Origin of the sequence: Rhodoblastus sp., assembly GCF_052145335.1 — a bacterium.
GTDB lineage: Bacteria > Pseudomonadota > Alphaproteobacteria > Rhizobiales > Beijerinckiaceae > Rhodoblastus.
The window spans coordinates 30645-53143 of sequence record NZ_JBKQOU010000018.1; the positions used below are offsets into that span (position 1 = coordinate 30645).

Here is a 22499-nt window from a genome sequence, read left to right on the forward strand (position 1 = left end):
CCTCGTCCTCACGCGCTCTTCTTCTCCGCGATTTTCACGAGGTCGCGGAGAATTTCGCGCGCTCCGTTCAGCCGCTCCGACGCCCGTTCGAAATCGCGGATGAAGACGATCTTCATGTCCGGCCGCACCTTGGCGTCCGACCCCTGCTTGGCGATATAGCGCACCAGTCCGGCCGGATTGGCGAAACTCTTGTTGCGGAAACCGACGATCACGCCCTTTGGCCCCGCCTCCAGCTTTTCGACATGGGCGCGGCGGCACAGAAGCTTCACCCCGACCAAAACCATCAACTGCTTGACCTCGTCCGGCATCGGTCCGAAACGGTCGATCATTTCCGCCGCGAAGCTTTCGATATCGGCTTCCTCGTCGAGCGTCGCCAGACGGCGATAGAGCTGCAGGCGCAGGTTGAGATCCTCGACATAATGTTCGGGGATGGTCACCGGCGTGCCGAGCGTGATCAGCGGCGACCAGGTTTCTTCCGCCGTCTCGCCGCCGCCTGCCTTCAGCGCCGCGATGGTCTCGTTGAGCATCTGCTGGTAAAGCTCGTAGCCGACTTCTCTTATATGGCCGGATTGTTCGTCGCCAAGCAGATTGCCGGCGCCGCGCATATCGAGATCGTGGCTGGCGAGCTGAAAGCCCGCGCCAAGGGTATCCAGCGATTGCAGCACTTCCAGACGCTTCTGCGCCTGCGGCGTGATGGTGCGGTTGATGGGGGTCGTGAACAGCGCGTAGGCGCGGGTTTTCGAGCGCCCGACGCGGCCGCGCAATTGATAGAGCTGCGCCAACCCGAACATATCCGAGCGGAAAACGATCAGCGTATTGGCGGTGGGAATGTCCAAGCCGGACTCGACGATATTGGTCGAGACCAGAATGTCGTATTTGCCGTCATAAAAGGCGCCGATGCGCTCTTCCAGTTCGGTCGCCGCCATCTGTCCATGGGCGACGGTGAATTTCGCTTCCGCCACGTTCTGCCGCAGCCAGGAAGTGGCCTCTTCGAGGTCTTCGAGACGCGGACAGACGAAGAAGCTTTGCCCGCCGCGAAAACGCTCGCGCAAAAGAGCCTCCCGCAAAATGAGGTCGTCGAAAGGCGTGACGAAGGTGCGCACGGCGAGGCGGTCGACCGGCGGCGTGGCGATGATCGACAATTCGCGCACGCCCGTCAGCGCCAGTTGCAGGGTGCGCGGAATCGGCGTGGCGGAAAGCGTCAGCACATGGACTTCCGCGCGCAGTTCCTTCAGCCGCTCCTTGTGGGAGACGCCGAAGTGCTGTTCCTCGTCGATGATGACGAGGCCGAGATTCTTGAAAGAAACAGTCTTGCCGAGCACCGCGTGGGTGCCGATCAGAATGTCGATCGAGCCTTCGGCTGCGCCCTTGCGGGCCTCGCGCATGTCGGCCGTGTTGACCATGCGCGACATTTGCGCGAGGCGGATCGGCAGGCCCGCGAACCGCGCGGAGAAATTCTTGAAATGCTGGCGGGCGAGCAGAGTGGTCGGCACCACCAACGCGACTTGTGAGCCGTTGATCGCCGCCGCGAAAGCCGCGCGCAGGGCGACTTCGGTCTTGCCGAAACCGACGTCGCCGCAGATGAGGCGATCCATCGGCCGTCCCGAAGCCATGTCGCCAAGCGTGGCGTCGATGGCGGAAAGCTGGTCGTCGGTTTCGTCATAGGGGAAGCGCGCGCAGAATTCCTCGTAAAGTCCTTCCGGGGGAACGAATTTCGGCGCCTCATGCAGCGCGCGGGCGGCGGCGATTTTGATCAGCCCCTGCGCCATCTGGCGGATGCGCAGTTTCAGGCGGGCCTTGCGCTCGCGCCAAGCCCCATGACCGAGCCGGTCGAGCGGCGTCTCGGATTCTTCCGAGCCGTAGCGCGTCATCAGTTCGATGTTTTCCACCGGCACGAACAGCTTGTCGCCGGCGGCGTAATGCAGTTCGAGACAATCGTGCGGCGCGCCCGCCGCCTCGATCTGCTTCAGGCCGATGAAGCGGCCGATGCCGTGATCGACGTGAACGACGAGATCGCCCGCCTGGAGCGCGGAGACCTCGGCAAGAAAATTCGCCGCGCGTTTTTTCCGCCGGCGCTGCGGCGCGAGGCGGTCGCCGAGAATGTCCTGTTCGCCGATCACCGCGAGATCGCCGGCGACAAAACCGGATTCCAGCCCGATCACCGCCAGGGCGACGCGACCGTCGCGCAGGGCCAGCGCCTGCGACAGCGAGGAGACCGGCTCCTGCTTTTTCAGCCCATGTTCGGCGAGAACCGAACCCAGTCTTTCGCGCGAACCATCGCTCCAGCCAGCGACGACGATTCTTTTACCCTCGCCCTGCAAGACGCGGATATGTTCGACGGCGGCCTCGAAGACATTGGCGTTTTCATCGTTGCGTTCGGGCGAGAAATTGCGGCCCGGCGCGCCGCCGCAATCGACGACAACCTCCTTGCCGCCTTCGGGCGCGGCGAAAGGCGTGAAGCGCGCCACCGTCGTCTTGGCGAGTTTTGCAGAAAATTCCTCCGGCGTGAAATAAAGCTCCTCCGGCGGCAGAGGCTTGTAGTTGCAGTTGGCCGGGTCGCGCGAATAGGCCGAGCGGCGCGCGTCGTAATAATCCTTGATCTGGACGAAACGCTCGGCGGCGACGGCATCGGACTGCGAATCGAGCAGCAGCGGCGCGTCAGCGACATAATCGAACAGGCTGTCCATACTCTCATGCAGCAGCGGCAGCCAATGTTCGAGACCGGCGGGCCGGCGGCCCTCGGACACCGCCTCGTAAAGGGCGTCGCCACGCGTCTGTGCGCCGAACAGCGCGATATATTTCTGGCGGAAGCGCTTGATCGTCTCGGTGGTGATCGTCGCCTCGTTGACCGGCACGAGATCGAGCGCGCGCAATTGCCCGGTGGTGCGTTGGCTTTCCGGATCGAAAGCTCGGATGGTTTCGAGCGTGTCGCCGAAAAAATCGAGCCGCACCGGCGCCGGCAAGCTCGGCGGATAAAGATCGACAATGCCGCCGCGCATGGCGTATTCGCCGCTCTCTCTTACAGTGGAAGCGCGCAGAAAACCGTTGGATTCGAGCCATTGCGCGAGGGCGTGCAGATCGACGGCGGCGCCTGGAGCGGCGGAAAAGCTCTTGGCGGCCAATTCGCGCAGCGGCGGCACACGCTGGGTCAGGGCGTCGATGGTGGTGAGCAGCAGGCGCGGCCTTTGCAGCGAAGAGCGGGTGCGGGCGAGCCGCGCCAAAGCGGTCATGCGCTGCGCAGCGATGGCGGCGTTGGGCGAGACGCGATCGTAGGGCTGGCAGTCCCAACCGGGAAATTCGAGAATTTCGGCTTCGGGCGCGGCGAAGGCGAAGGCCTCCCGAAAGCTGCGCAGGCGCTGGCCGTCGCGCGCGACATGGACCAGGGCGCAGGAGCGGCCCTCCCCCGTCTTCGCCAAGGCGCGGAGAATGTCGGCGGCGACGAAGGCGTCGAACCCGTCCGGCGCGCGCGAAAAAATCAGCGAGCGGCCTTTGTCGAGTTCGGCCAGAGCGCGTTGCAGTTCTTTCATGGAGTTTGCGTCAGCCTGATTTCAATTCCGCAACCGCCGGACCGCCGGGAAGATCACAAATACACCGGCGAATTATGGGTGTGGAACGCCCGGATGGTCGCAAAAATCGGTGCGTCATAAGCGGGATCGACCGGCTTCGAGCCGGCGAACCAGGAAAAAATGTCGGCGTCCTGCGCCTCCATGAAGTTTTCCAGCTGGTCGAGTTCTTCCTCGCTCAGCTTGTCGATGCGGGCGTCGGCGAACTGGCCGAGCAGCAGATCGACCTCCCTCATGCCGCGATGCCAGCAGCGGAACAGGACCTTGCGGCGGCGCGGGTCCAACCCTTCGCTCGATCTCTGCGTCCCGGTCATAAGCCCTCCTGAACCAACGCCAAAATCGCCTGCGCCCTCTTTCGGGCGCAGGCGGAATAGGTCTTATAGGATGCAGGAAGGGAACTGTCAGCGACTATGTTCGCTGGGGCGCCTCAGTCACGCCGCCCCACCACCACCAGGCGGCGCACTTCGCCTTTCAGGTAGGCTTGCAGGAAGGCGCGGTAATTGCGGAACGAGACGCATCCGTTGGAGTCGCCGCGCTGGCCCAGCATGAAGGTGTGGGCGAGCAGGCCGGAACGGCCGTAGGTGCTGCCGCTGACCGGCGTAAGCCGCAGCGCCTGGACGCCGTGAAACAGGCTTTCGCGCAGTTTCAGGTCATAGACCGCCGGCGGCGTGGCGCCGCGCATGCGTAGGTGGACATGGCTCGGATCGTCGAAATAGGGGCCAAGGCCCGAATGCGCCTCAAGCCGCTCGCCGCTCGGCAGAGTGACCGTGTGGGCGGCAATGTCGTAAACGGCGGTGCCGCCGGAAGCGGTGACCGGCGACGGGCTGGAGGTCGCGCCGCGCGACAGATGCAGCGCCGAGCCTTCCTGCGAAGCATAGGCCAGTTGCTGGCCCTTCTCCTGCAAGCCGCCGAATATTTTATCGAAGAAATTGCCCTGACCGGTCGAGGCTTGGGTCGAAGCTTGGGTCGAAGCCAACGCCTGCCGCGAGGCGCGGGCGGAGGCGCGCGGATCGCGGCGCGGCGTGGCGTTTTCCGGGCCACTTGGCGGCGCGACTTCTACCGCGCGCGGCTGCACGGTCAGATCGTTCGGGCGAACCGGTGGAACCGGCGCGCCGGGCATTTCTGCTTCCGCCACCTGTTCGGGCGGCTTCACCGTCAGCTCGGGCCCTTTCCCCGTCAGATCGGGTCTTGGGGGCGGCGTGACGAGCGCCAGGGTCGCAGCGGCGCTACCGGCCGGCGATTCGGTATCTTCCGCCAGCGGAGCGGGCTTTTCAATCTGCTGCGCGACTTGTTCGGCCGACGGCGCAGGCTCGGCTTCTGCAACCTGCTGGGCCGGTTCGACCGGGTCCATCAACACGAACAAAGGTTCGCCCTGCAGCGGCGAGAACGCCGGCCCGATCGGCGCGCTATCCGCCATCAGCGCAGGAACGCCGACTATCGACCCGTCCGGATCGAACAGCGCGCCGTAAGGATTGACGCCGTGTTTCGCCGCGACCTGCTGCGCTCTCGGCTGGAGCTTGGCTTCGAGTTGAGCTTGTGGCTGGGCCTCGACAGCGGGGGCCTGCGCCAGCTCCTGTTCGGGCGCACGCAGCCGCAACTCCGGAACGGGCGCCAGTGACGCCTCCTGACCGGGCTGAGGAGCATAGGCCTCCTCGGCAAGGCCTCCGGCGAGGCGCAAGGCGACCAGGGCGCTGAAGGAAAAGGCGGCGAGGGCGGGCGCGGTCCGTACGAAGATTTTCCGCGGCAGGCTCGGGCGATAGGCGACTTCGCAGTCGTAAAGCTGGTAACTCCACTCAGTCATGCGCCGACTCTCGTAAACATTCCGCTGAAAGCGCCCGAAAAGCGCCGTTCGGATCCGCCCGGAATGTTTGTCCAGACGGGAAGCGTCCTCGCAGTGAAACTGAATATGCCTAAGTTTAAATTAACGAGCCTTGGCGAAACCTGCATCATTCCTGCTCATTCTCGCCCGCTTCAAGCGCCGCGCTCTCTGCGACGCCCACGGGTGGTAGCGTCGCGCGGCCAAGACACATCCTTCGGAAAAGCGACCGCTTTTCCGTGAACATGCGCTAGATCAAACAATTGACGCGCCCACGGACAATGGTCCGCTGAACCCGCCGATGCGCCTCCCCCAGAATCGGTTTCGAGCCGGAGCGCCGCAGTATTGAGCGGGTGCAAAAGAGGCGATAAAAAAGGCGAAAATGTGGATCACGATAAATTTAGTTGACAGTGATATTAAAAACACGGGAAAACCCGCCGCGTCCCTTTGTCGCGGTCGTGACTGGAGTCCCGCGGAAAAGGCCCGCTTCAGAAGCTAAGTTTGTCGTCGCGCCAGCGCCGCAACATAAAATGATCCAGAGCGGCCAAGGCGCCATACAGCGCCATGCCGCTTAGGCACAGCAGGGTCACGGCGGCGAACATCAACGGAATTTTGAGTCGATAACCCGCCTCGACGATGCGGAAAGCCAGACCTTCGCCGCGTCCCGCCGACCCCGCCGCCAGTTCGGCCGCGACGGCGCCGATCAACGCCAGGCCGCCGCCGATGCGCAGGCCAGTGAAAATCTGCGGCAGAGCCGAAGGCAGGCGCAGCAGCAACAAAATCTTGCCGCGCGAGGCCCCTTTCAGCCGGAACAATTCGATCAGCCCACGGTCGGCGGCCTTCAATCCAGCGGAGGCGTTGGAGAGAATCGGAAAAAAGGCGACCAGAAAAGCGCAGGCGAGCACCGCTCTGGACGGTTCGAGATAGATCAGCAGCAGCGGCGCGATGGCGATCAGCGGCGTCACCTGCAGGGCGATGGCCAGCGGCAGGAAAGTCCGCTCCAGCCAGGGCGACCAGACGAACAGCAGCGCCAGGGCGAGCCCGCCGACCGCCGCCAGCGCCAGCGCCTGCAGGGCCTCGGACAAGGTCGTCCAGGTCGCGGCGACAAGCAGCGGCGCATTGGCGATCAGCGTCCCGAAAATCGCGCTCGGCGCGGGCAGTTGCGCTGGCGGAATGGCGAAATACCGCGTCGCCGCCTCCCACAAGATGAGCAGCGCGGCGAGCGCCAGCAAGGGAGCGAAACGGGCGAAAAACGCGCTCATGGCCCTGAACTCCGCATCGCTTGCTCCAGGGCGTCGGCTATGGCGCCGCAATTTTCCGCAAAAGCCGGCCCACGCCGCTCGTCCGGCCCGCGTGTGGCGTTGCGCGGAAAAGGCAGCAGCGCGTCGATCCGTCCCGGCCGCGCCCGCATCACCGCGACGCGATCCGCCAGATAGGCGCTTTCGTAAACCGAATGGGTGACGAAAACGATGGTGGCGGCGCTCTCGCGGCGCAGGTCCAGCAAGGCGTCGTTCAATTGCCAGCGGGTGATCTCGTCGAGCGCCGCGAAAGGCTCGTCGAGCAGCAGCAGCGACGGGCGGTCGACCAGGGCGCGGGCGATGGAGGCGCGCATTTTCATGCCGCCGGAAAGCTCGCGCGGCAGGCTTTTCGCAGCTTCGCTCAGACCGACGCGCGCCAGCGCCTCCCTCACGAGCGGATCGGCGGCTTTCCGGCTCATGCCGGCGAGACGCAAGGGCAGATAGACATTGGCCCAGATGTCCGCCCAGGGCATGAGATTGGGCTCCTGGAAGACGAAGCCGATCTTTTTTGGCGCTAGCGCGTCCGACCACGCCAGCGCGCCTGCGTCAGGCTGCTCCAGCCCGGCGATCAGCCGCAACAGCGTGGACTTGCCGCAACCGGAGGGCCCCAGCAGACAGAGGGTCTCGCCGGTTAAAACATCGAGATCGAGCCCGTCGAGCACCGGCGCGCCAGTCCCGAACGACAGTCGAAGGCCGCGCAGGCCGACAAGAACCGATGTCAATGTTTCAGCGCAGGAACAACGCCAACGCCCTTGTTTACAAAGTTAAATTCAAAACCACGGGAAAGATCGATGTCCGCTGGCGCGACGCCGGCCGCCGCCATGGTCCCGTAAAAGCGGTCTATGCGCCGGCGATTCATCGCGCCAATTCCAAATTTCCTGGCGTCGCCGGAATCGACAATGCCGTAAACCCTCATCTGCTCGACCGAAAAGGCCAGCTGGGCGTCGTCGATATCGGGGTTCTGGTGCCTGATCGCCGCATTGGCGGCGCTGTTGTCGCCGTAAAGGTAGTTCTGCCAGCCGAGGATCGAGGCGTCGACGAAGCGCTGCACCAGACCGGCATTATTGTCGATCAGGTCGCGGCGGGTTTCGATGGTGGTGGCGTAGGTGTCGTAACCGTGGTCGGCGAGCAGAAAGACATTTGGCTTGAATCCGCCCTCGCGCTCGATGGCGAAGGGTTCGGAGGTGACGTAACCCTGCTGGATGGAATTCTTGTCGGCGAGGAAGGGGGCGGAGTTGAAATTATAGGACGCGACTTTTTCGCGCGAAAAGCCGAAGGTTTTTTCCAGCCACGGCCAGACCGTGGTCAAGGTGGCGAGACCGACGAAAGCCCTGGCCTTGGCCAGATCCTCGAAACGGTCCAGTCCCACGCCGGGATGCGACATAAGCACCAGCGGGTCTTTCTGCATCATCGCGGCGACGGTGACGATGGGCACGTGTTCGTGCAGGGCGGCAAACTGGCCGATCAAATTGTCGCCCATGTAGAAATCGACCTTGCCGGCGGCAAGCAGCAGGCGGTTGTTCTTCTGCGGGCCGCCGGGCAGGATGGTCACGTCCAGCCCGTATCTCTCGTAAGTGCCGTCGGCCACAGCCTGATAAAAGCCGCCCTGCTCCGCCTCGGCCAGCCAGTTGGCGGCGATGGTGACTTTGTCGAGCCCCCGGTCGAGAGCCCGCGCCTGCAGGCACAGCAGCAGGAGGGCGCAAAGCGTCGTCGCCAGTCGGGTCATGCGGCCTCCGCGTTGAGATTTCCTCAACGCAGCAAAGGCGTCGCGCAAGCCCGGGTCAAGCTGTTTCGCTTGAACCGCGGGTCGGCGTCAGCGAATTCTCGCAAGACCGAGGCCGCGAGGATGCGGCCCCAGCCTGTCGACTCGATTTACCGATCAGTCGTGATAGTGGTGATAGTGGTGGTAGCGGCGATGGCCACAACCGCCCCTCAAACCGCACGAAATCTGGGGGCCGGCGGTGTAACCGACGATGCCGCCGGCTACGGCGCCCACCGGCCCGCCGACAACGGCGCCCGCTCCCGCGCCCATCGCGCTATCGACCAGCCTGCCAGCGTAAGCTTGCGACGCGATCAGCGTCAGGCCAGTGACCAGTGCGAGGAAAATGGATTTACGCATCTCCCTACCCTTTCAAAGCGAAGCGTTCGACAAGGGCGCCGAAACTTCGCTTTCTGTCTTACTTGCGGCGAATAACGCCCAAACATGGGCCTCGCACTCGCTCAGAAAGACGATCATCGCCTGCATCGATACTGAAACGCTTGACATATACGTCTTGTTCCAACTGCCCGTTCAATCTTGAACGGAACAAGTTACTTGGTCTGAGCGACGAACAGCACCATCCAGACTTGGCGACGGATCGGATTTCCCGGAGCGTCGGCGCCGCAACCGACAGCGAACCGCCTTGCCGAGGCGAGGCGCCAAGGTTATGGATTCTCCATGCGGCCCTCGCTTCTCGATCCCCTCTTCGCCGAAGCCAGCGCCCTGCCCGGCGTCGGCCCCAAAACGGGCAAATTGTTCGACCGGCTGCTCGGCGAATCCGGCCAGCCGGCCCGGGTCGTCGATGTCCTGCTGCATCTGCCGGTTTCCGCCATCGACCGCCGCAATCGCCCGAAAATCGCCCAGGCGCCCATCGGCGCCGTCTCGACCTTGCAAGTCCGCGTCACCGAACATCGCCCGCCTCGCGGCAAGGGCCCCTATCGCGTGCTGACGGAGGACGAGACCGGCGACCTGACCTTGGTGTTTTTCCGCGCCAATTCCGGCTGGATCGAAAAGCTCCTGCCGATCGGCGAGACGCGCTGGGTCTCGGGTCTGGTCGAGATTTTCGATTTTTACCGCCAGATGGTCCATCCCGACCGCGTTGTCGACGAGGCCGGGCTCAAAGCCCTGCCGCCGGTCGAGCCGGTCTATGGCCTCACCGAGGGCCTGTTCCAGCGCGTCGCGGCAAAAGCGGCGGCAGCGGCGCTCGACCGCCTGCCGGTCTTGCCGGAATGGCTTGAGGACCAGACGCTGCGCCTTGGCGGCTGGGACACATTCGCCGCTAGCCTCGCCAAGATCCACCATCCACAGCAGCCGCAGGACCTCGCGCCGGAAGGACAATTCTGGGCGCGACTGGCCTATGACGAGTTCCTGTCGCATCAACTCGCCCTGCGGCTGGTGCGCGCCAAGATGCAGACGCTTGGCGGTCGCGCGCAAAAAGGCGACGGCGTCTTGGCGGCGAAGATCCTGTCCGCCTTGCCTTTCGCTCTGACCGGCGACCAAAAAGGCGCGCTGGCCGAGATTTCCGCCGATCTCGCCAGCGACAGGCGGATGCTCAGGCTGTTGCAAGGCGATGTCGGCTCCGGCAAGACCATTGTCGCGCTGCTCGCCATGGCGCAGGTGGTCGAAAGCGGCCGTCAGGCGGCTCTGATGGCGCCGACGGAAATTTTGGCTCGCCAGCATTTCGCCACCATAAAGCCGCTCGCCGATTCAGCCGGCCTGATCATCGCGCTGATCACCGGACGCGACAGGGCGACCGAGCGCCGCGCCACGCTGGAGGGTCTCGCCAGCGGCGCCATCCAGATCGCCATCGGCACCCATGCCCTGGTGCAGGACGACGTCGCCTTCGCCGGTCTCGGGCTGGCGGTGATCGACGAGCAGCACCGTTTCGGCGTGCAGCAACGCGTGACGCTGGCCGACAAGGGCGCAGCCGTCGATGTTCTGGCCATGACCGCGACGCCGATCCCGCGCACGCTGGCCCTGGCCTTTTTCGGCGACATGGAAGTCTCCTCCTTGCGCGAAAAACCGCCGGGGCGGCAGTCCATCGACACCCGTGCGATCAATGTCGAGCGCATCGATGAGGTGATTTCGGGCCTTTCCCGCGCCATTCAGGCGGGCGCGCGGGTTTATTGGGTCTGCCCTCTGGTCGAGGGCAGCGAGGACAGCGACCTCGCCGCCGCGCAGGATCGCGCCAACGATCTGCGCCAGTTTTTCGGCGACAAGGTCGGCCTCGTCCACGGCCAGATGAAGGGCCGCGACAAGGACGCCGCCATGGCGGCTTTCGCCGAAGGAGAGACCAAAATCCTGGTCGCCACCACGGTGATCGAGGTCGGCGTCAATGTGCCGGAGGCGACGGTCATGGTGATCGAGCACGCCGAGCGTTTCGGCCTGTCGCAATTGCATCAGTTGCGCGGCCGGGTTGGGCGCGGCTCGGCGAAATCCTCCTGCATCCTGCTCTATTGCGCGCCGCTGGGCGAGACGGCCAAGGCGCGTCTGGAAATTTTGCGCGAGACAGAGGATGGGTTTCGCATCGCGGAAGAGGATTTGCGCCTGCGCGGCGAAGGCGAGGTTCTGGGCGCCCGCCAGTCCGGCGCGCCCGGCTTCAAGATCGCCCGGCTGGACCTTCACGCGGCGCTGTTGCGCATGGCGCGCGACGACGCGGAACGCGCGCTCGAGCAGGACCCCGAATTGACCGGCGAGCGCGGGAAAAACTTGCGGCTGCTGCTTTATTTATTCGAGCGCGATTCCGCCCTCCGGCTTTTGCGCGCGGGTTAAGAGTTCTTGACCAAGGCTGGTCTTTGGCAAAGGATGGTGCGTCCCTCGCGAGTGTTATTCTGTGAGCCGCCCATGCGTCGCATATTTCCTGCCGAGGCTCTGGCTCTGACGCTGCTAGTAGCCGGATGCAACGCCAATCGTGCGCCGCCCGTCGTCGAACTGGCGCCGCTCACCACGCCAGCCTATGTTCGGGTGACGCCGGCGGAATCGCATCTGCCGCAAAGCGGCGGCTGCGCCGGCGACATCGCCCAGTTCCGCGCCGTTCAGGACAATGATCTCGCCACGGGCCATATCGAAAAGGGCGTCTACGGCCAGATCCAGGGCGAGTTGGCCGAAGCGGACCAAGCCTGCGGCCAGGGCGACACGCTCCGCGCGAAAGGACTTTTGCGCGCGACCAAGACCCGGCACGGCTATCCGGAAGGATAGGAGGCTTCACTCGCCGCGAATGCGTCGCGCAAGAACACTTGGATGAAATCCGGCATCCGCACGGCGTCCAGATCCTCCACGCCGCGCACGGCGTGCAGGCGCGCGAGTTCCGCCTCCGGATCGGCGGCGATGAATTTCGCCGCCCGCGCGCAGGCCTGTTGCGCCGAAAGGTCCAGAAACCTTTGCTGCATGCAGGCGATCTTCTGCCCGGCGACGACGATGCGCCAACCGGGCGACGCCGCCGCCTCCTCCGGGGTGAAACCGGTCTCCTCCAACAATTCACGCGCCACGCTGGCGGCGAGATCGACCTTGTCGCCGCGAATATCGCTGGGGTCCGGCGTGCCGGCGGCGAAATAGATTTTGCCTGCGGTGGCCGTATGGCTACCCATTTCGCCGAGCAGCCAACCGCCGTCGCGCGAACGCAGCGCGGCCATGGAAAAGCAATTGTAGACCTCGCCATCGGGAAAACCGAAGTCGCGCCAGGCGAGGAAATTGCGGAAATCGGTTTCGAAAAAATCGCCACGAAACACCGCCCCTTCCGCAGTGTTCAAAAATTCGCCGTCGCGCAGCAGCAGCACCCTGCCGTCGAAAAGCTTCGGCTTTTCCGCTTGGCATTTGCGCCAATGGGCGTCGATCCGCGCCGCCTCGTCGCGCGCGAAATCCCACGGACCGGGGCGGTAGCCGGTCTCCAGACGGGCGACGCTGAAAATTCCGTTTCGCATGAACCGCGCCCCATGGCCCGATGCTTGCCTGATAATTTGGCGCATCGCGCGAATCCGTTATCCTGTTTCGAGTGGAGAATGCAATTGGCCGGCCATTTCGATCTGGAGCCTTACAAGACGCCATTGCTGTTTCTCGGCGTGGCCGGCGTCGTCGTACCCCTGTTTCGCCGCCTGCGCATCTCCCCGGTGCTCGGCTTCCTGCTCGCGGGCATGGCGATCGGCCCCTATGGGTTCGGCCGCCTCAACAAGATGCTGTCGCTCGACCTGCCTTTCATCGCCGGCGGCGAAAGCATAGCGGCCGTCGCCGCATTCGGCGTGGTCTTCCTGATGTTCAACATCGGGCTCGAATTGTCGCTGGAGCGCCTGCATCTGCTGCGGCGCTTCGTGTTCGGGCTCGGCTCCTTGCAAGTGGCGGTCTGCGGCGTGGCCCTGTTCGCCGCCGCTCGCGCGTTCGGCCTTTCGCAGCCGACATCGGTGGTGCTGGGCGCGGCCCTGGCCTTGTCCTCGACCGCCATCACCGTGCCGGTGCTCGCGGAAAGGCGACGGCTCAACACCCTGTCGGGCCGCGCGATATTCTCGGTTCTGCTGTTTCAGGATCTGATCGTCGCGCCGATCCTGTTCGTCACCGCGCAATTTGGCGGTGCGGCGGAGGCCGGGACCAGCCTGTTCTGGACCTTCGCCCCGGCCCTGATCGGCGTGGCGCTGATCGTCGGCGCCGGGCGGCTGGCGCTGCGTCCCTTGTTCCAACTGGTCGCAGCGGCGCGCTCGACCGAACTGTTCATGGCCGCCTGCCTGCTGGTGGTGATCGGCGCGGCGGTGACGGCGGCCTACGCCGGCCTCTCGATGGCGCTCGGCGCCTTCATCGCCGGGCTGCTACTGGCGGAAACCGAATTCCGCCGCGCTGTCGAGCTGGCGATCGACCCGTTCAAGGGCCTGCTGCTCGGGCTGTTTTTCGTCTCGGTCGGCGCCGGGCTCGACCCGTTGGAGGTGATCGCCCATCCCACAGTGACGCTCGGAATAGCCTTCGGCATCATCGCCATCAAGACGCCGCTGATTACCGCCCTGGCGCGACTTTTCGGGCCCAAGCTCCGCGAGTCCCGCAAGATCGGGCTGATGCTCGGGCCGGGCGGCGAATTCGCCTTCCTCATCGTCACCGCGGCCCAATCCGCAGGTCTGGTTTCGACAGAACTGGGGGGACAGGTGATGATCGGCGTCACCCTGTCGATGGCGCTGATCCCGCTGATCGCCATCGTCGCCACGCGCCCCGGCAAAGCCGAAAAACTCCCGGCGGGGCCGGCGCCGGACGAACTGGCGCCCGCCTCGCGCGTCATCATCGTCGGCTATGGGCGGGTTGGGCAGATCGTCGGCGCGCTGATGCGGGTGCACAACGTCGACTATATCTGTGTCGATGGCGACGCGCGCATCGCCGCCCAGGCGCGCGGCCGCGGCGAGCCGGTCTATTGGGGCGACGCGACGCGGCGTGATTTTCTCGACCGTTGCGGACTGGCGCAAGCGCGCGCGCTGGTGGTCACCATGCATACGCCGAGCGCGGTGGACGCCGTGGTGCGGCAGGCGCGCGAGGCGCGCGACGACCTGACCATCGTCGCCCGCGCCCGCGACGCGGCCCACGCCCGCGCCCTCTACAAGCTCGGCGCCACCGACGCCGTGCCGGAGACGATGGAGGCCAGCCTGCAATTGTCGGAAGCAGCGTTGGTCGATATTGGCGTGCCGATGGGCCTCGTCATCGCCTCGATCCACGAGCAGCGTGACCTCTATCGCAAGGCGCTGGTGGCGGAAGAAAGCGAGGCCCCGCCGGCGCGGCCGTTCATCGGGCGGAGAAAAAAACGATGAAACAGCCTCGTTGGCGCGCTCTAGCTCGACGGCGGGGCCGCCGGACGCGGCGGCTTGACGAGGCCGACGTCCACCAGAATCTCGTCGCCTTCGACGCGCACGGGATAGGGATGCAGCACGTTGCGGACGATGTGCGTGACGCATTTGCCGCTGGCGCCGTCAAAGCCCCACTGGTGGTGCGGACAAACGACGATCTGACCGTCGAAGGTCGCGTCGGTCAGCGGCACATCGGCGTGCGGGCAGCGCCCGCGATAGGCTTTGAGCTCGCTGCCCTTCGGCCAGACCAGCATCACGCTCTTCTTGCCGGCTTGAAAAAGGCCCATGCCGCCTTCTTCCATGGCGCTTGTGTTACAGATGAAGGTGAAAGCCATCGGTGTCGCCCCTTGAAAAGGAATGCCTCACCGAAAACAGGCAAATTGCGGGCCAGCGAAAAGCCTCCCGAAAAGCGCGGCCGGAATGAGCGCGCGGCGGCCGACGTGCGATTATAGAAGCGGCTTACTTCGAGTGGGTGGAAAGCCAGGCCTCAGCCTCTTCCAGCGAAAAGGAATACTCATGTTCGGCGACGCCCGAACGCTGCCTTGCGCGCTCTGCGACATCCATGATGTAGAAACGGCCGTGGCTCGTGCCGTGTCCCGCCTTCTCCAGATGAAAGCCCTTGCGCTCGGCCAGTTTGCCGACACGCTTCTCGTCCGCGTTGCTCACGTTATTGCTCCTGTTGAGCCGTCCGCCCCCATCGGCTCGTGGCCATCGATTATCGCAGAAATTGTCGCCCGAACCAAAGAGGAGCATAATGGCGCTCGAGATCAAACGGCCGATTGTTTAGCCGACGCAATTTTCGTTGGTCGCAGCCATGGCATGTGCTCGCCTCAAGGCAATTGTCCTCCTGGCTCTGGTCGCCACCGCGGCGCCGTGCGGAACGGCGCTGTGCTGGCAAGGCATTCACTCACATCGCCCGGTGCAGGGCTACAGGAATCGCCTGCTTCATCGCGATTTGCTGCTCTTGCTTCCAGGCCAGACGATCAATCCGAATTATTCCTTTCCGGAATTGCCCGGCGCCGGGCTGATCGCGCCGGAGCCCGCTTACCCGCCCTACCCGTCGGAGCCTAATACGGCGCCTTTGATCCCTCACGAAACGCCTTCCTTGCCACAGGGCATGGTGATCACCGTCTACAAGAATTTATCTGAAAAGCTTGAGCCTGAGGGCAAACAATCTTCGTCGCCTGTCGAACGTCCGAAACAGGCGGCGCAGCAGTTGGCGACTTGTTGGGAGCCGCCCGTTCCGGCGCGAGGCGACACGGTCGAGGTCACCTTGAGATTTGGCTTCAACAAGATGGGAGAGGTGCTTTGGCCGCCTCGCGTCACCTATCTTAAAGCCGGGCAGGGAATCTCCGCCGATGAGGTCCGCAAGTCGATTTTGGCGGCGATCAAGGCTTGCACGCCGTTGCGTTTTACAAATTCAATGGCCGCAAATATGCCGGGCTACCCCCTGGCCGTTCGTTTTGTCGGCCAGCGCGCGGAAGAAACCGGCGGCCGCAACTGACCTGGCCTTCTTCCCGGACCTTGCACACCCAAACTGTTTCGGCTCGACCGCCAATGTCTGGTGGTCAAGCCGAAGGCGCTGGCAAGCGTCAGTTCAGCGACAGGGCGACAAACCTCGCCTGCCCCTGCGCATTGGCGACCAGCAGCAGCGCCGACTTGCGGCCTTCCGCCTTCAGCGCCTTGGCCTGCTTGTCGACCTCTTCCGGCGAAGCCACCGGCTGGCGGTTGACCTCGACGATCACGTCGCCGGGAGCAAGATGCTGTTCCGCCGCGTTGGATTCCGGATCGACCTTGACGATGGCCACGCCCGCCTTGACGCTGTCCTTGATCTGGAATTTTCCGCGCACCGTCTCGTCGAGGGGCGACAGGTCGAGGCCGAACACATGAAGTTTCACCGCCGGCTCGGCGGGCTTCTCGGCAACCGCCGGCTTTTCCCTGGCCGTCTTGGCCTCGCCGTCTTCCAGCCGGCCCAGGGTCACCTTTTTGGTCTGTTCCTTGCCGTCGCGGATCACCACCACGTCGACTTGCTTGCCGACCGTCGTCTGGGCGACGATTTTCGGCAATTCGCGCGCATTGGCGACTGGCTTGCCGTCAAAGGATATGATGACGTCGCCCGGCTTGAACCCGGCCCCTGCTGACGGTCCCTTTTCGTCGACGCCCGACACCAGCGCGCCGCGCGCCTTGCCGATGCCGAGGCTTTCAGCGATGGAATCGTCGACGTTCTGGATGCGCACACCGAGCCAGCCGCGCCGCGTCTCGCCGAATTTGATCAATTGCTCGATCACCGGACCGGCGGTGTTGGAGGGCGTGGCGAAACCGATGCCGATCGAACCGCCGGAAGGCGACAGAATCGCCGTGTTGATGCCAATCACCTCGCCGTCGAGATCGAACAAGGGGCCGCCGGAGTTGCCCTTGTTGATGGCGGCGTCGGTCTGGATGTAATTGTCGTAAGGGCCGCTCTCTATATTGCGCCTTGTCGCGGAAATGATGCCCGCCGTGACCGTGCCGCCGAGCGCGAAGGGATTGCCCACCGCCAGCACCCAGTCGCCCACCCGCGCCTTGTCGCTGTCGCCGAACTTGACCGCCGCCAAAGGCTTGGGCGGCTTCACCCGCAACACTGCGACGTCCACCTTGGCGTCCTTGCCGATGACTTCGGCTTTCAGCTTCGAACCGTCGGTGAAGATCACCTCGATCTCGTTGGCGCCGTCGATGACGTGATTATTGGTGACGACAATGCCGGAAGCGTCGATGACGAAGCCCGAGCCGAGCGAACTGGAGCGATGGGAGCGACCCTCGCCGTTCTGCTGGCGATGGCGCTTGAGAAATTCCTCGAACATGTCGTCGAGCTGCGAGCCCGGCGGCAGTTTCGGCATTTCGATCTTCTTGTCCTCGACCACCTGGGTGGCCGAGATATTGACCACCGCCGGCGTCACTTTTTCCGCCAGATCGGCGAATGAATCCGGTGCGGCATGGGCGAAAGCAGGCGATAGCCCGCCAAGGACCAGCCCGGCCGACAGGACGACGCCAGCCAGCATGGCGCGTCCAGCTTTTTTTGGGGTCATGCAGATCATCGAAACCTCACTGGAATTCGTTAAGTATCTTTGGCCGCAACGTTGCGGCCATAGAATCCCTCGCATAAGCTCGGCGTCGCATTCGCTCCTAGAGCCAATTCTCGTTTTGGCTCACGGTTTTGCCGGTTTGCCGGACGCCTGATCGAAAAAACGGAAGAAGTCGGAACTGGGCGAAACGACGAAACGCGATCCCTTGGTTTTCAGCGCCGCGTCATAGGCCTGCATCGAGCGGTAGAAAGCGAAGAAATCCGGATCGGGATTGAACGCTTCGGCAAAGATTCGGTTGCGCTCGGCTTCGCCATCGCCGCGCATCGAATCGCCCTGCTGCTGCGCCTCGGCGACGATGACGGTGGCGTCGCGCTGGGCGCTGGAGCGGATCTGCTGCGCTTCCTGCTGGCCGAGGGCGCGATATTCGGCGGCCTCGCGCGCGCGCTCGGTGCGCATGCGGTCGAACACCTTTTCCGAAATCTGGCGCGGCAGGTCGACGCGGCGGATGCGCGCGTCATTGATCGAGACGCCGAAACGCTCGGCCTCGCGATTGACCTGATCGCGGATTTTCGCCGTCAGGCCCGCGCGGTCGTCGCGCACGATCTGCGTCTGGCTGGCCTCGCCGAGAACGCGGCGCACCGCGGAATTCAGCACCGAGGCAAGCTGGTTGTCGGCATTGGCGACGCTGCCGACGGTCTGGTAGAATTTCAGCGCATTGGCGATCTTGTAACGCACGAAAGCGTCGACTTCGAGCCGCTGGTTGTCGGAAGCCAGCACCTCCTGGCTCGACGATTCGAGATCGAGAATGCGATTGTCGAGAAAGACCACGGATTCGATCAGCGGCATCTTGAAATGCAGGCCCGGGTCGGTCACCAGACCGCGATCGGGAACCGGCTCGCCGAAACGCAACAGCAGCGCCTGCTGGGTCTGATGCAACTCGAAGGTCGCGGAGAGAGCCACGACAACCAGCACGAAGAAGCCGGCGATGAGAGCGATGGTTTTCGGCTGGATCATGGCTGGGCTCCGGCCGGTTTGGTCTCGGACTGGAAAGGCGCCAGCGGTAGCAGCGGCGTGACGGCGGCGCGGTCGAGAATGACCTTGTCGCCGGCGCCGAGCACCCGCTCCATGGTCTCCAGATAGAGACGCTGACGCGTCACTTCCGGCGCCTTCTTGTATTCCTCGAACACCTTCGAATAGCGCGCCGTCTGGCCGCGGGCTTCCGCCACCGTCTGCTCGCGATAGGCTTCGGCGTCGCGAAGGATGCGGGCGGACTCGCCGCGCGCCTGCGGCACGATGCTGTTGGCCTGCGCCTGCGCCTCGTTGACGAAGCGGCTGCGGTCCTGCTGCGCCGCCGTCACGTCGCGGAAGGCCGCGATGACGGTGGGCGGCGGATCGACCGACAGCAATTGCACCTGCAGGATGGAGACGCCGGAATGGTACGAATCCAGTATGCTCTGCATGGCGGCCTGCGAGGCCGGTTCGATCACCTTGCGCTCGGCGGTGAGCAGGCGCTGGATCTGGGTGCGTCCGACGATTTCGCGCATGGCGCTTTCAGCCACCGCCTTGATGGTTTCGACCTGATTCTTGATATTGAAGGCGAAGTCCTCCGGACGAACCGGATCGATCTGCCAGATCACCCGGAACTTGACGTCGGCGATATTCTCGTCGCCGGTCAGCATCAGGCTTTCTTCCGGAATATCGGTCAGCACGCCGGTGTCGGTGCGGCCGCGCGCGCCTATATCGATCGAATTTCGGTCGGTGACATTGAGCTTGAGATAGGAGCCGATCGGCTCCGGCCAGATGTAGTTGAGGCCGGGCGCGGTCTTGCCGGTATAGCGGCCGAACACCAGATTGAGCCCGACCTGATTGGGATCGACGGTGTAAAAGCCGCTGGCGAGCCACAACAGGCAGATCAGCGCCAGAAGGGCGGCGATGCCACGCGGCGAAAAATCGCCGGCGGTGAGATTGCGCAATTTATCCTGCGCCTTGCGAACATATGCTTCAAGATCGGGACCGGGACCGCCGGGACCGCCCCCGCCAAATCCTCCGCCGCCGCCGCCCGGGCCGCCGCCACCCACGCCCCACGGATTTTTTCGCCCCGTGCGCCAAGGATCGTTCCTGGGATCGTTCCTGGGATCTACTCTCGGGTCTGATGGCTGCTCGGGACCGGCGCCCTCCGGCTTTTGCGGCTGTTCGCCGCCTTGATTGCTCCAGGGCATGAATTCCTCGAATTTTTTATGACAGCCCCTCGTCCTGAGGAGCCATTGCGTAGGGCGTCGGAAGACGCCCGTCTTACGACGGGCTATGGCGGCGTCTCGAAGGATGCGGCCCGGCGGGCCGTCCCTATATAGGACGCAGCGAGCGGCGGCACAATCCAAGCCGCGACTATCGGGCGCGACAAATCCCGCCTCGGAGCCCCCCGAAGCTCCGCGAAGTCAACCGGCGCAGTCTTGAAACGAGGCCACTCGCTCCCAGTTAATGATGACGGATGACGGCTGCTTGGCCGCCCTTCGATCCCTGCTTTCTCTCCCGGAGAAAGAATCATGATCAAATTCAATCTCAACGGTGGGCCGCAGGAAGTGGAAGCGGACGGCGACAAGCCGCTGCTGTGGGTTCTTCGCGACGACCTCGGTCTGGTCGGGACCAAATTCGGCTGCGGCCTGGCCTTGTGCGGCGCCTGCACCGTCTTCATCGACGGCCAGCCGACGCGCTCCTGCCAGACGGCGATTTCCGATGTCGCCGGACGCAATGTCGTCACCATCGAAGGCGCCAAGGGCAAGGTGGCCGAGGCCGTGCAGGCCAGCTGGATCAAGCTCGATGTGCCGCAATGCGGCTATTGCCAATCCGGGCAGGTCATGGCCGCCGTGGCGCTGCTGACGAACAAGCGCGCGCCGAGCGACCAGGACATAGACGACGCGATGGCGGGCAATATCTGCCGTTGCAGCACCTATCATCGCATCCGCGCGGCGGTCCATGAAGCCGCCAGAATGTTGGGAGCTTGACATGCTGGGCTCGCCTCTCACCCGCTTTGCGCCGCCAGCGCAGCCCTCGCGCCGCGTGTTTCTCATCGGCGCCGCGGCTGTCGGCTCCAGCCTGGTGGTCGGCTTCTCGACGCTTGCGAAAGCCGCAGTCAATCCATTCGAAGGCTATGTAGCAATCGCGCCCGATGGCGCGGTAACTATCTATTCCGCCCATATGGACATGGGCCAGGGCATTTACTTCGCCCTCGCCACTCTGGTGCAGGAAGAACTCGACGCCGACTGGGCGAAGGTGACGGTCGACGGCGGCTACGGTAATCCCGCGCTTTACGGCAATCTCGACTGGGGCGGCAAGATACAGGGCACCGGCGGCTCGACCGGCGTCAATTCATCCTGGGAGCGTTACCGCCGCGCCGGCGCCACCGCGCGCGCCATGCTCGTCGCCGCCGCCGCGGCGCAATGGGGCGTCCCCGCCAGCGAGATCGAAACCGACAAGGGCGTCGTCAGCCACGCCTCCGGCAAGGTGGCGAGCTATGGCGCGCTGGCCGCCGCCGCCGCTCGCCAGCCCGTGCCGAGCGAAGCCGCGCTGAAAGACTCGAAGGACTGGAAATATATCGGCAACGAAACGCTGCCGCGCTACGATTCCGCGGCCAAATCGACCGGCCGCCAGAAATTCACCATCGACCTGCGCGAACCGGGCATGCTCACCGCCGTGATGATCCACCCGCCGCTGTTCGGCGCGACGCTGAAAAGTTTCGACGCGAGCAAGGCCAAGGCGGTGAAGGGATTCATCGACGCCGTCGCGACGCCGCGCGGCGTCGCCGTGGTCGCTAGCGGCATGTGGGAGGCGATGAAGGCGCGCGACGCCGTCACCGCCGAATGGGACGAATCCAATGCGGTGAAGCTGACCAGCGCCGAACTTTTCGACGAATACCGGCAGGCCGCTGAAAAGGGCGGCGAGGCCGTGGCGGTCAGCGCCGGAGACATCGACGCAGGATTCGCCAAGGCCGCGAAGATCATCGAGGCGCATTACGAATTCCCCTATCTGGCCCATGCGCCGCTGGAGCCGATCAACGCCGCCGCGAGGATGAATCCCGACGGAACGCTGGAGGTCTGGGGCGGGCACCAGATGCCCGACATTTACCAGGCCGTGGCGGCGAAAATCGCCGGCATTGCGCCGGAAAAGGTGGTCTTGCGCGTGATGAAGACCGGCGGCGGTTTTGGGCGCCGCGCGGTGTTCGACGCCGACATCATCGTCGAGGCGGTTGCTACCGCCAAGGCGCTCGGCTGGAAGGCGCCGGTCAAGGTGCAATGGACCCGCGAGGACGACATGCGCGCCGGCCGCTATCGCCCGGCCTTCGTGCACAAGATGAAGGCGGGGCTCGACGCCAAGGGCGAGTTGATCGCCTTTCACGACACTTTGGTCGGGCAGTCGATCATGAAAGGGACGCCGATGGAGAGAGGCATGGTCCACGGCGGCGTCGACGCCACCTCCGTCGAAGGCATGTCGAACCAGCCTTACGCCATTCCCAATCTGCGCATCGACCTCACCACCACCGACCCGAAAATTCCGGTGTTGTGGTGGCGTTCGGTCGGCTCGACCCATACGGCCTTCGCGCTCGAAGTCTTCATCGACGAGATCGCGCAGGCGGCGGGAAAGGACCCCGTCGCTTTCCGTCTGGCGCTGCTGAAGGACAAGCCGCGCCACAGCGCCGTGCTGCGGCTGGCCGCTGAAAAAGCCGGTTGGGGCGATCCGCTGCCGAAGGGTGTTTTTCGCGGCGTCGCCGTGGCCGAATCCTTCCACACCTATGTCGCGCAGATCGCCGAAATCTCGCTCGACAACAACGGAACGCCGAAAGTGCACAGGGTCGTCTGCGCCGTCGATTGCGGCATTGCGGTCAATCCCGACCAGGTTCGCGCCCAGATGGAGGGCGGCATCGGCTTTGGCCTCGGCGCCATTCTCAAGTCACAGATCACGCTCGACAAGGGCAAGGTCGTCCAGGGCAATTTCGACGATTATCAAGTGTTGCAGATCGATGAAATGCCCAAGGTGGAGGTCTATGTGGTCAAATCGGCCGAATTGCCGACGGGCGCCGGCGAACCGGGCGTGCCGCCGATCGGCCCCGCCGTCGCCAACGCTTACTTCCAGGCGACCGGCAAGCGCATCCGCATCCTGCCGTTCAGCAACCCGCAGAATGCTTGAAGCGGCAGGCCGC

19 protein-coding genes are annotated in these 22499 nt (G+C 64.3%); 6 read left to right on the plus strand and 13 right to left on the minus strand.

Annotated elements, in window-relative coordinates:
* Positions 1–8 precede the first annotated feature (8 nt).
* From mfd to ACLP2E_RS01470, 7 genes are all read right to left on the minus strand, one after another.
* Complete coding sequence (mfd, locus tag ACLP2E_RS01440) at positions 9–3527, minus strand: transcription-repair coupling factor (protein WP_442464948.1); 3519 nt, start codon at positions 3525–3527, stop codon at positions 9–11.
* A 53-nt stretch (positions 3528–3580) separates the two neighbouring features.
* Complete coding sequence (locus tag ACLP2E_RS01445; RefSeq protein WP_442464949.1) at positions 3581–3877, minus strand: FAD assembly factor SdhE; 297 nt, start codon at positions 3875–3877, stop codon at positions 3581–3583.
* Positions 3878–3990: 113 nt separating this feature from the next.
* A complete protein-coding gene (locus ACLP2E_RS01450) occupies positions 3991–5364 on the minus strand; it encodes a tlde1 domain-containing protein (RefSeq protein ID WP_442463832.1) in 1374 nt (457 codons plus the stop codon).
* 503 nt (positions 5365–5867) lie between these two features.
* Positions 5868–6641 (minus strand): ABC transporter permease, encoded by a 774-nt coding sequence (locus ACLP2E_RS01455; protein WP_442463833.1) that lies wholly within the window; start codon positions 6639–6641, stop codon positions 5868–5870.
* Complete coding sequence (locus ACLP2E_RS01460) at positions 6638–7399, minus strand: ABC transporter ATP-binding protein (RefSeq protein WP_442463834.1); 762 nt, start codon at positions 7397–7399, stop codon at positions 6638–6640. The genes ACLP2E_RS01455 and ACLP2E_RS01460 overlap by 4 nt, the downstream gene beginning before the upstream one ends.
* The gene (locus tag ACLP2E_RS01465; RefSeq protein ID WP_442464950.1) at positions 7396–8403 is read right to left on the minus strand and encodes an ABC transporter substrate-binding protein; all 1008 of its coding nucleotides are present in this window, start codon (positions 8401–8403) and stop codon (positions 7396–7398) included. Before ACLP2E_RS01465 ends, ACLP2E_RS01460 begins: the two co-directional genes overlap by 4 nt.
* Before the next feature lie 153 nt (positions 8404–8556).
* Positions 8557–8796 carry a hypothetical protein gene (locus tag ACLP2E_RS01470; protein ID WP_442463836.1) on the minus strand — a complete coding sequence of 80 codons (240 nt, stop codon included), beginning with the start codon at positions 8794–8796 and terminating at the stop codon, positions 8557–8559.
* Positions 8797–9114: 318 nt separating this feature from the next.
* On the opposite strand from ACLP2E_RS01470, the gene recG reads away from it, so the two are divergent.
* Together recG and ACLP2E_RS01480 are read left to right on the plus strand one after the other, a co-directional pair.
* A complete protein-coding gene (gene recG, locus ACLP2E_RS01475) occupies positions 9115–11208 on the plus strand; it encodes an ATP-dependent DNA helicase RecG (RefSeq protein ID WP_442463837.1) in 2094 nt (697 codons plus the stop codon).
* 72 nt (positions 11209–11280) lie between these two features.
* A complete protein-coding gene (locus ACLP2E_RS01480; RefSeq protein ID WP_442463838.1) occupies positions 11281–11634 on the plus strand; it encodes a hypothetical protein in 354 nt (117 codons plus the stop codon).
* Here the strand turns inward: ACLP2E_RS01480 and ACLP2E_RS01485 are convergent.
* Positions 11619–12356 carry an NUDIX hydrolase gene (locus ACLP2E_RS01485; protein ID WP_442464951.1) on the minus strand — a complete coding sequence of 246 codons (738 nt, stop codon included), beginning with the start codon at positions 12354–12356 and terminating at the stop codon, positions 11619–11621. The two genes, ACLP2E_RS01480 and ACLP2E_RS01485, sit on opposite strands and share 16 nt — an antisense overlap.
* Before the next feature lie 78 nt (positions 12357–12434).
* Between ACLP2E_RS01485 and ACLP2E_RS01490 the strand changes: the two genes are divergently transcribed.
* Positions 12435–14207, plus strand: a complete 1773-nt coding sequence (locus ACLP2E_RS01490; protein WP_442464952.1) for a cation:proton antiporter domain-containing protein — start codon at positions 12435–12437, stop codon at positions 14205–14207.
* 20 nt (positions 14208–14227) lie between these two features.
* Here the strand turns inward: ACLP2E_RS01490 and ACLP2E_RS01495 are convergent, their stop codons facing one another.
* Together ACLP2E_RS01495 and ACLP2E_RS01500 are read right to left on the minus strand one after the other, a co-directional pair.
* Positions 14228–14578, minus strand: coding sequence for a Rieske (2Fe-2S) protein (locus tag ACLP2E_RS01495; RefSeq protein WP_442463841.1), 351 nt, complete (start codon positions 14576–14578; stop codon positions 14228–14230).
* Between the two features lie 124 nt (positions 14579–14702).
* Entirely contained in the window at positions 14703–14909 is a 207-nt protein-coding gene (locus ACLP2E_RS01500) for a hypothetical protein (RefSeq protein WP_442463842.1), read from the minus strand.
* A 148-nt stretch (positions 14910–15057) separates the two neighbouring features.
* Between ACLP2E_RS01500 and ACLP2E_RS01505 the strand changes: the two genes are divergently transcribed.
* Positions 15058–15747: a hypothetical protein gene (locus ACLP2E_RS01505; RefSeq protein WP_442463843.1), complete on the plus strand. Its 690-nt coding sequence runs from the start codon at positions 15058–15060 to the stop codon at positions 15745–15747.
* Positions 15748–15835: 88 nt separating this feature from the next.
* Here the strand turns inward: ACLP2E_RS01505 and ACLP2E_RS01510 are convergent, their stop codons facing one another.
* From ACLP2E_RS01510 to hflK, 3 genes are all read right to left on the minus strand, one after another.
* On the minus strand, positions 15836–17308 hold the full coding sequence (locus tag ACLP2E_RS01510; RefSeq protein WP_442463844.1) for a DegQ family serine endoprotease: 1473 nt from the start codon (positions 17306–17308) through the stop codon (positions 15836–15838).
* A 120-nt stretch (positions 17309–17428) separates the two neighbouring features.
* Entirely contained in the window at positions 17429–18319 is an 891-nt protein-coding gene (hflC, locus tag ACLP2E_RS01515) for a protease modulator HflC (RefSeq protein WP_442463845.1), read from the minus strand.
* Complete coding sequence (gene hflK / locus ACLP2E_RS01520) at positions 18316–19524, minus strand: FtsH protease activity modulator HflK (RefSeq protein ID WP_442463846.1); 1209 nt, start codon at positions 19522–19524, stop codon at positions 18316–18318. Before hflK ends, hflC begins: the two co-directional genes overlap by 4 nt.
* Positions 19525–19848: 324 nt before the next feature.
* On the opposite strand from hflK, the gene ACLP2E_RS01525 reads away from it, so the two are divergent.
* Both ACLP2E_RS01525 and ACLP2E_RS01530 read left to right on the plus strand, forming a co-directional pair.
* Positions 19849–20307 (plus strand): (2Fe-2S)-binding protein, encoded by a 459-nt coding sequence (locus tag ACLP2E_RS01525; protein WP_442463847.1) that lies wholly within the window; start codon positions 19849–19851, stop codon positions 20305–20307.
* A gap of 1 nt (position 20308) precedes the next feature.
* Entirely contained in the window at positions 20309–22486 is a 2178-nt protein-coding gene (locus ACLP2E_RS01530; protein WP_442464953.1) for a molybdopterin cofactor-binding domain-containing protein, read from the plus strand.
* Positions 22487–22499: the final 13 nt, after the last annotated feature.

Excerpts from the sequence above, each read along its gene's own strand:
- ACLP2E_RS01480 (WP_442463838.1), top strand. The coding sequence starts at position 11,281 with ATGCGTCGCATATTTCCTGCCGAGGCTCTGGCTCTGACGCTGCTAGTA.
- ACLP2E_RS01485 (WP_442464951.1), bottom strand. The coding sequence starts at position 12,356 with ATGCGAAACGGAATTTTCAGCGTCGCCCGTCTGGAGACCGGCTACCGC.
- ACLP2E_RS01450 (WP_442463832.1), bottom strand. The coding sequence starts at position 5,364 with ATGACTGAGTGGAGTTACCAGCTTTACGACTGCGAAGTCGCCTATCGC.
- mfd (WP_442464948.1), bottom strand. The coding sequence starts at position 3,527 with ATGAAAGAACTGCAACGCGCTCTGGCCGAACTCGACAAAGGCCGCTCG.
- ACLP2E_RS01490 (WP_442464952.1), top strand. The coding sequence starts at position 12,435 with ATGCAATTGGCCGGCCATTTCGATCTGGAGCCTTACAAGACGCCATTG.
- hflK (WP_442463846.1), bottom strand. The coding sequence starts at position 19,524 with ATGCCCTGGAGCAATCAAGGCGGCGAACAGCCGCAAAAGCCGGAGGGC.
- recG (WP_442463837.1), top strand. The coding sequence starts at position 9,115 with ATGCGGCCCTCGCTTCTCGATCCCCTCTTCGCCGAAGCCAGCGCCCTG.
- ACLP2E_RS01455 (WP_442463833.1), bottom strand. The coding sequence starts at position 6,641 with ATGAGCGCGTTTTTCGCCCGTTTCGCTCCCTTGCTGGCGCTCGCCGCG.
- ACLP2E_RS01530 (WP_442464953.1), top strand. The coding sequence starts at position 20,309 with ATGCTGGGCTCGCCTCTCACCCGCTTTGCGCCGCCAGCGCAGCCCTCG.
- hflC (WP_442463845.1), bottom strand. The coding sequence starts at position 18,319 with ATGATCCAGCCGAAAACCATCGCTCTCATCGCCGGCTTCTTCGTGCTG.
- ACLP2E_RS01495 (WP_442463841.1), bottom strand. The coding sequence starts at position 14,578 with ATGGCTTTCACCTTCATCTGTAACACAAGCGCCATGGAAGAAGGCGGC.
- ACLP2E_RS01445 (WP_442464949.1), bottom strand. The coding sequence starts at position 3,877 with ATGACCGGGACGCAGAGATCGAGCGAAGGGTTGGACCCGCGCCGCCGC.
- ACLP2E_RS01525 (WP_442463847.1), top strand. The coding sequence starts at position 19,849 with ATGATCAAATTCAATCTCAACGGTGGGCCGCAGGAAGTGGAAGCGGAC.
- ACLP2E_RS01505 (WP_442463843.1), top strand. The coding sequence starts at position 15,058 with ATGGCATGTGCTCGCCTCAAGGCAATTGTCCTCCTGGCTCTGGTCGCC.
- ACLP2E_RS01470 (WP_442463836.1), bottom strand. The coding sequence starts at position 8,796 with ATGCGTAAATCCATTTTCCTCGCACTGGTCACTGGCCTGACGCTGATC.
- ACLP2E_RS01465 (WP_442464950.1), bottom strand. The coding sequence starts at position 8,403 with ATGACCCGACTGGCGACGACGCTTTGCGCCCTCCTGCTGCTGTGCCTG.
- ACLP2E_RS01510 (WP_442463844.1), bottom strand. The coding sequence starts at position 17,308 with ATGACCCCAAAAAAAGCTGGACGCGCCATGCTGGCTGGCGTCGTCCTG.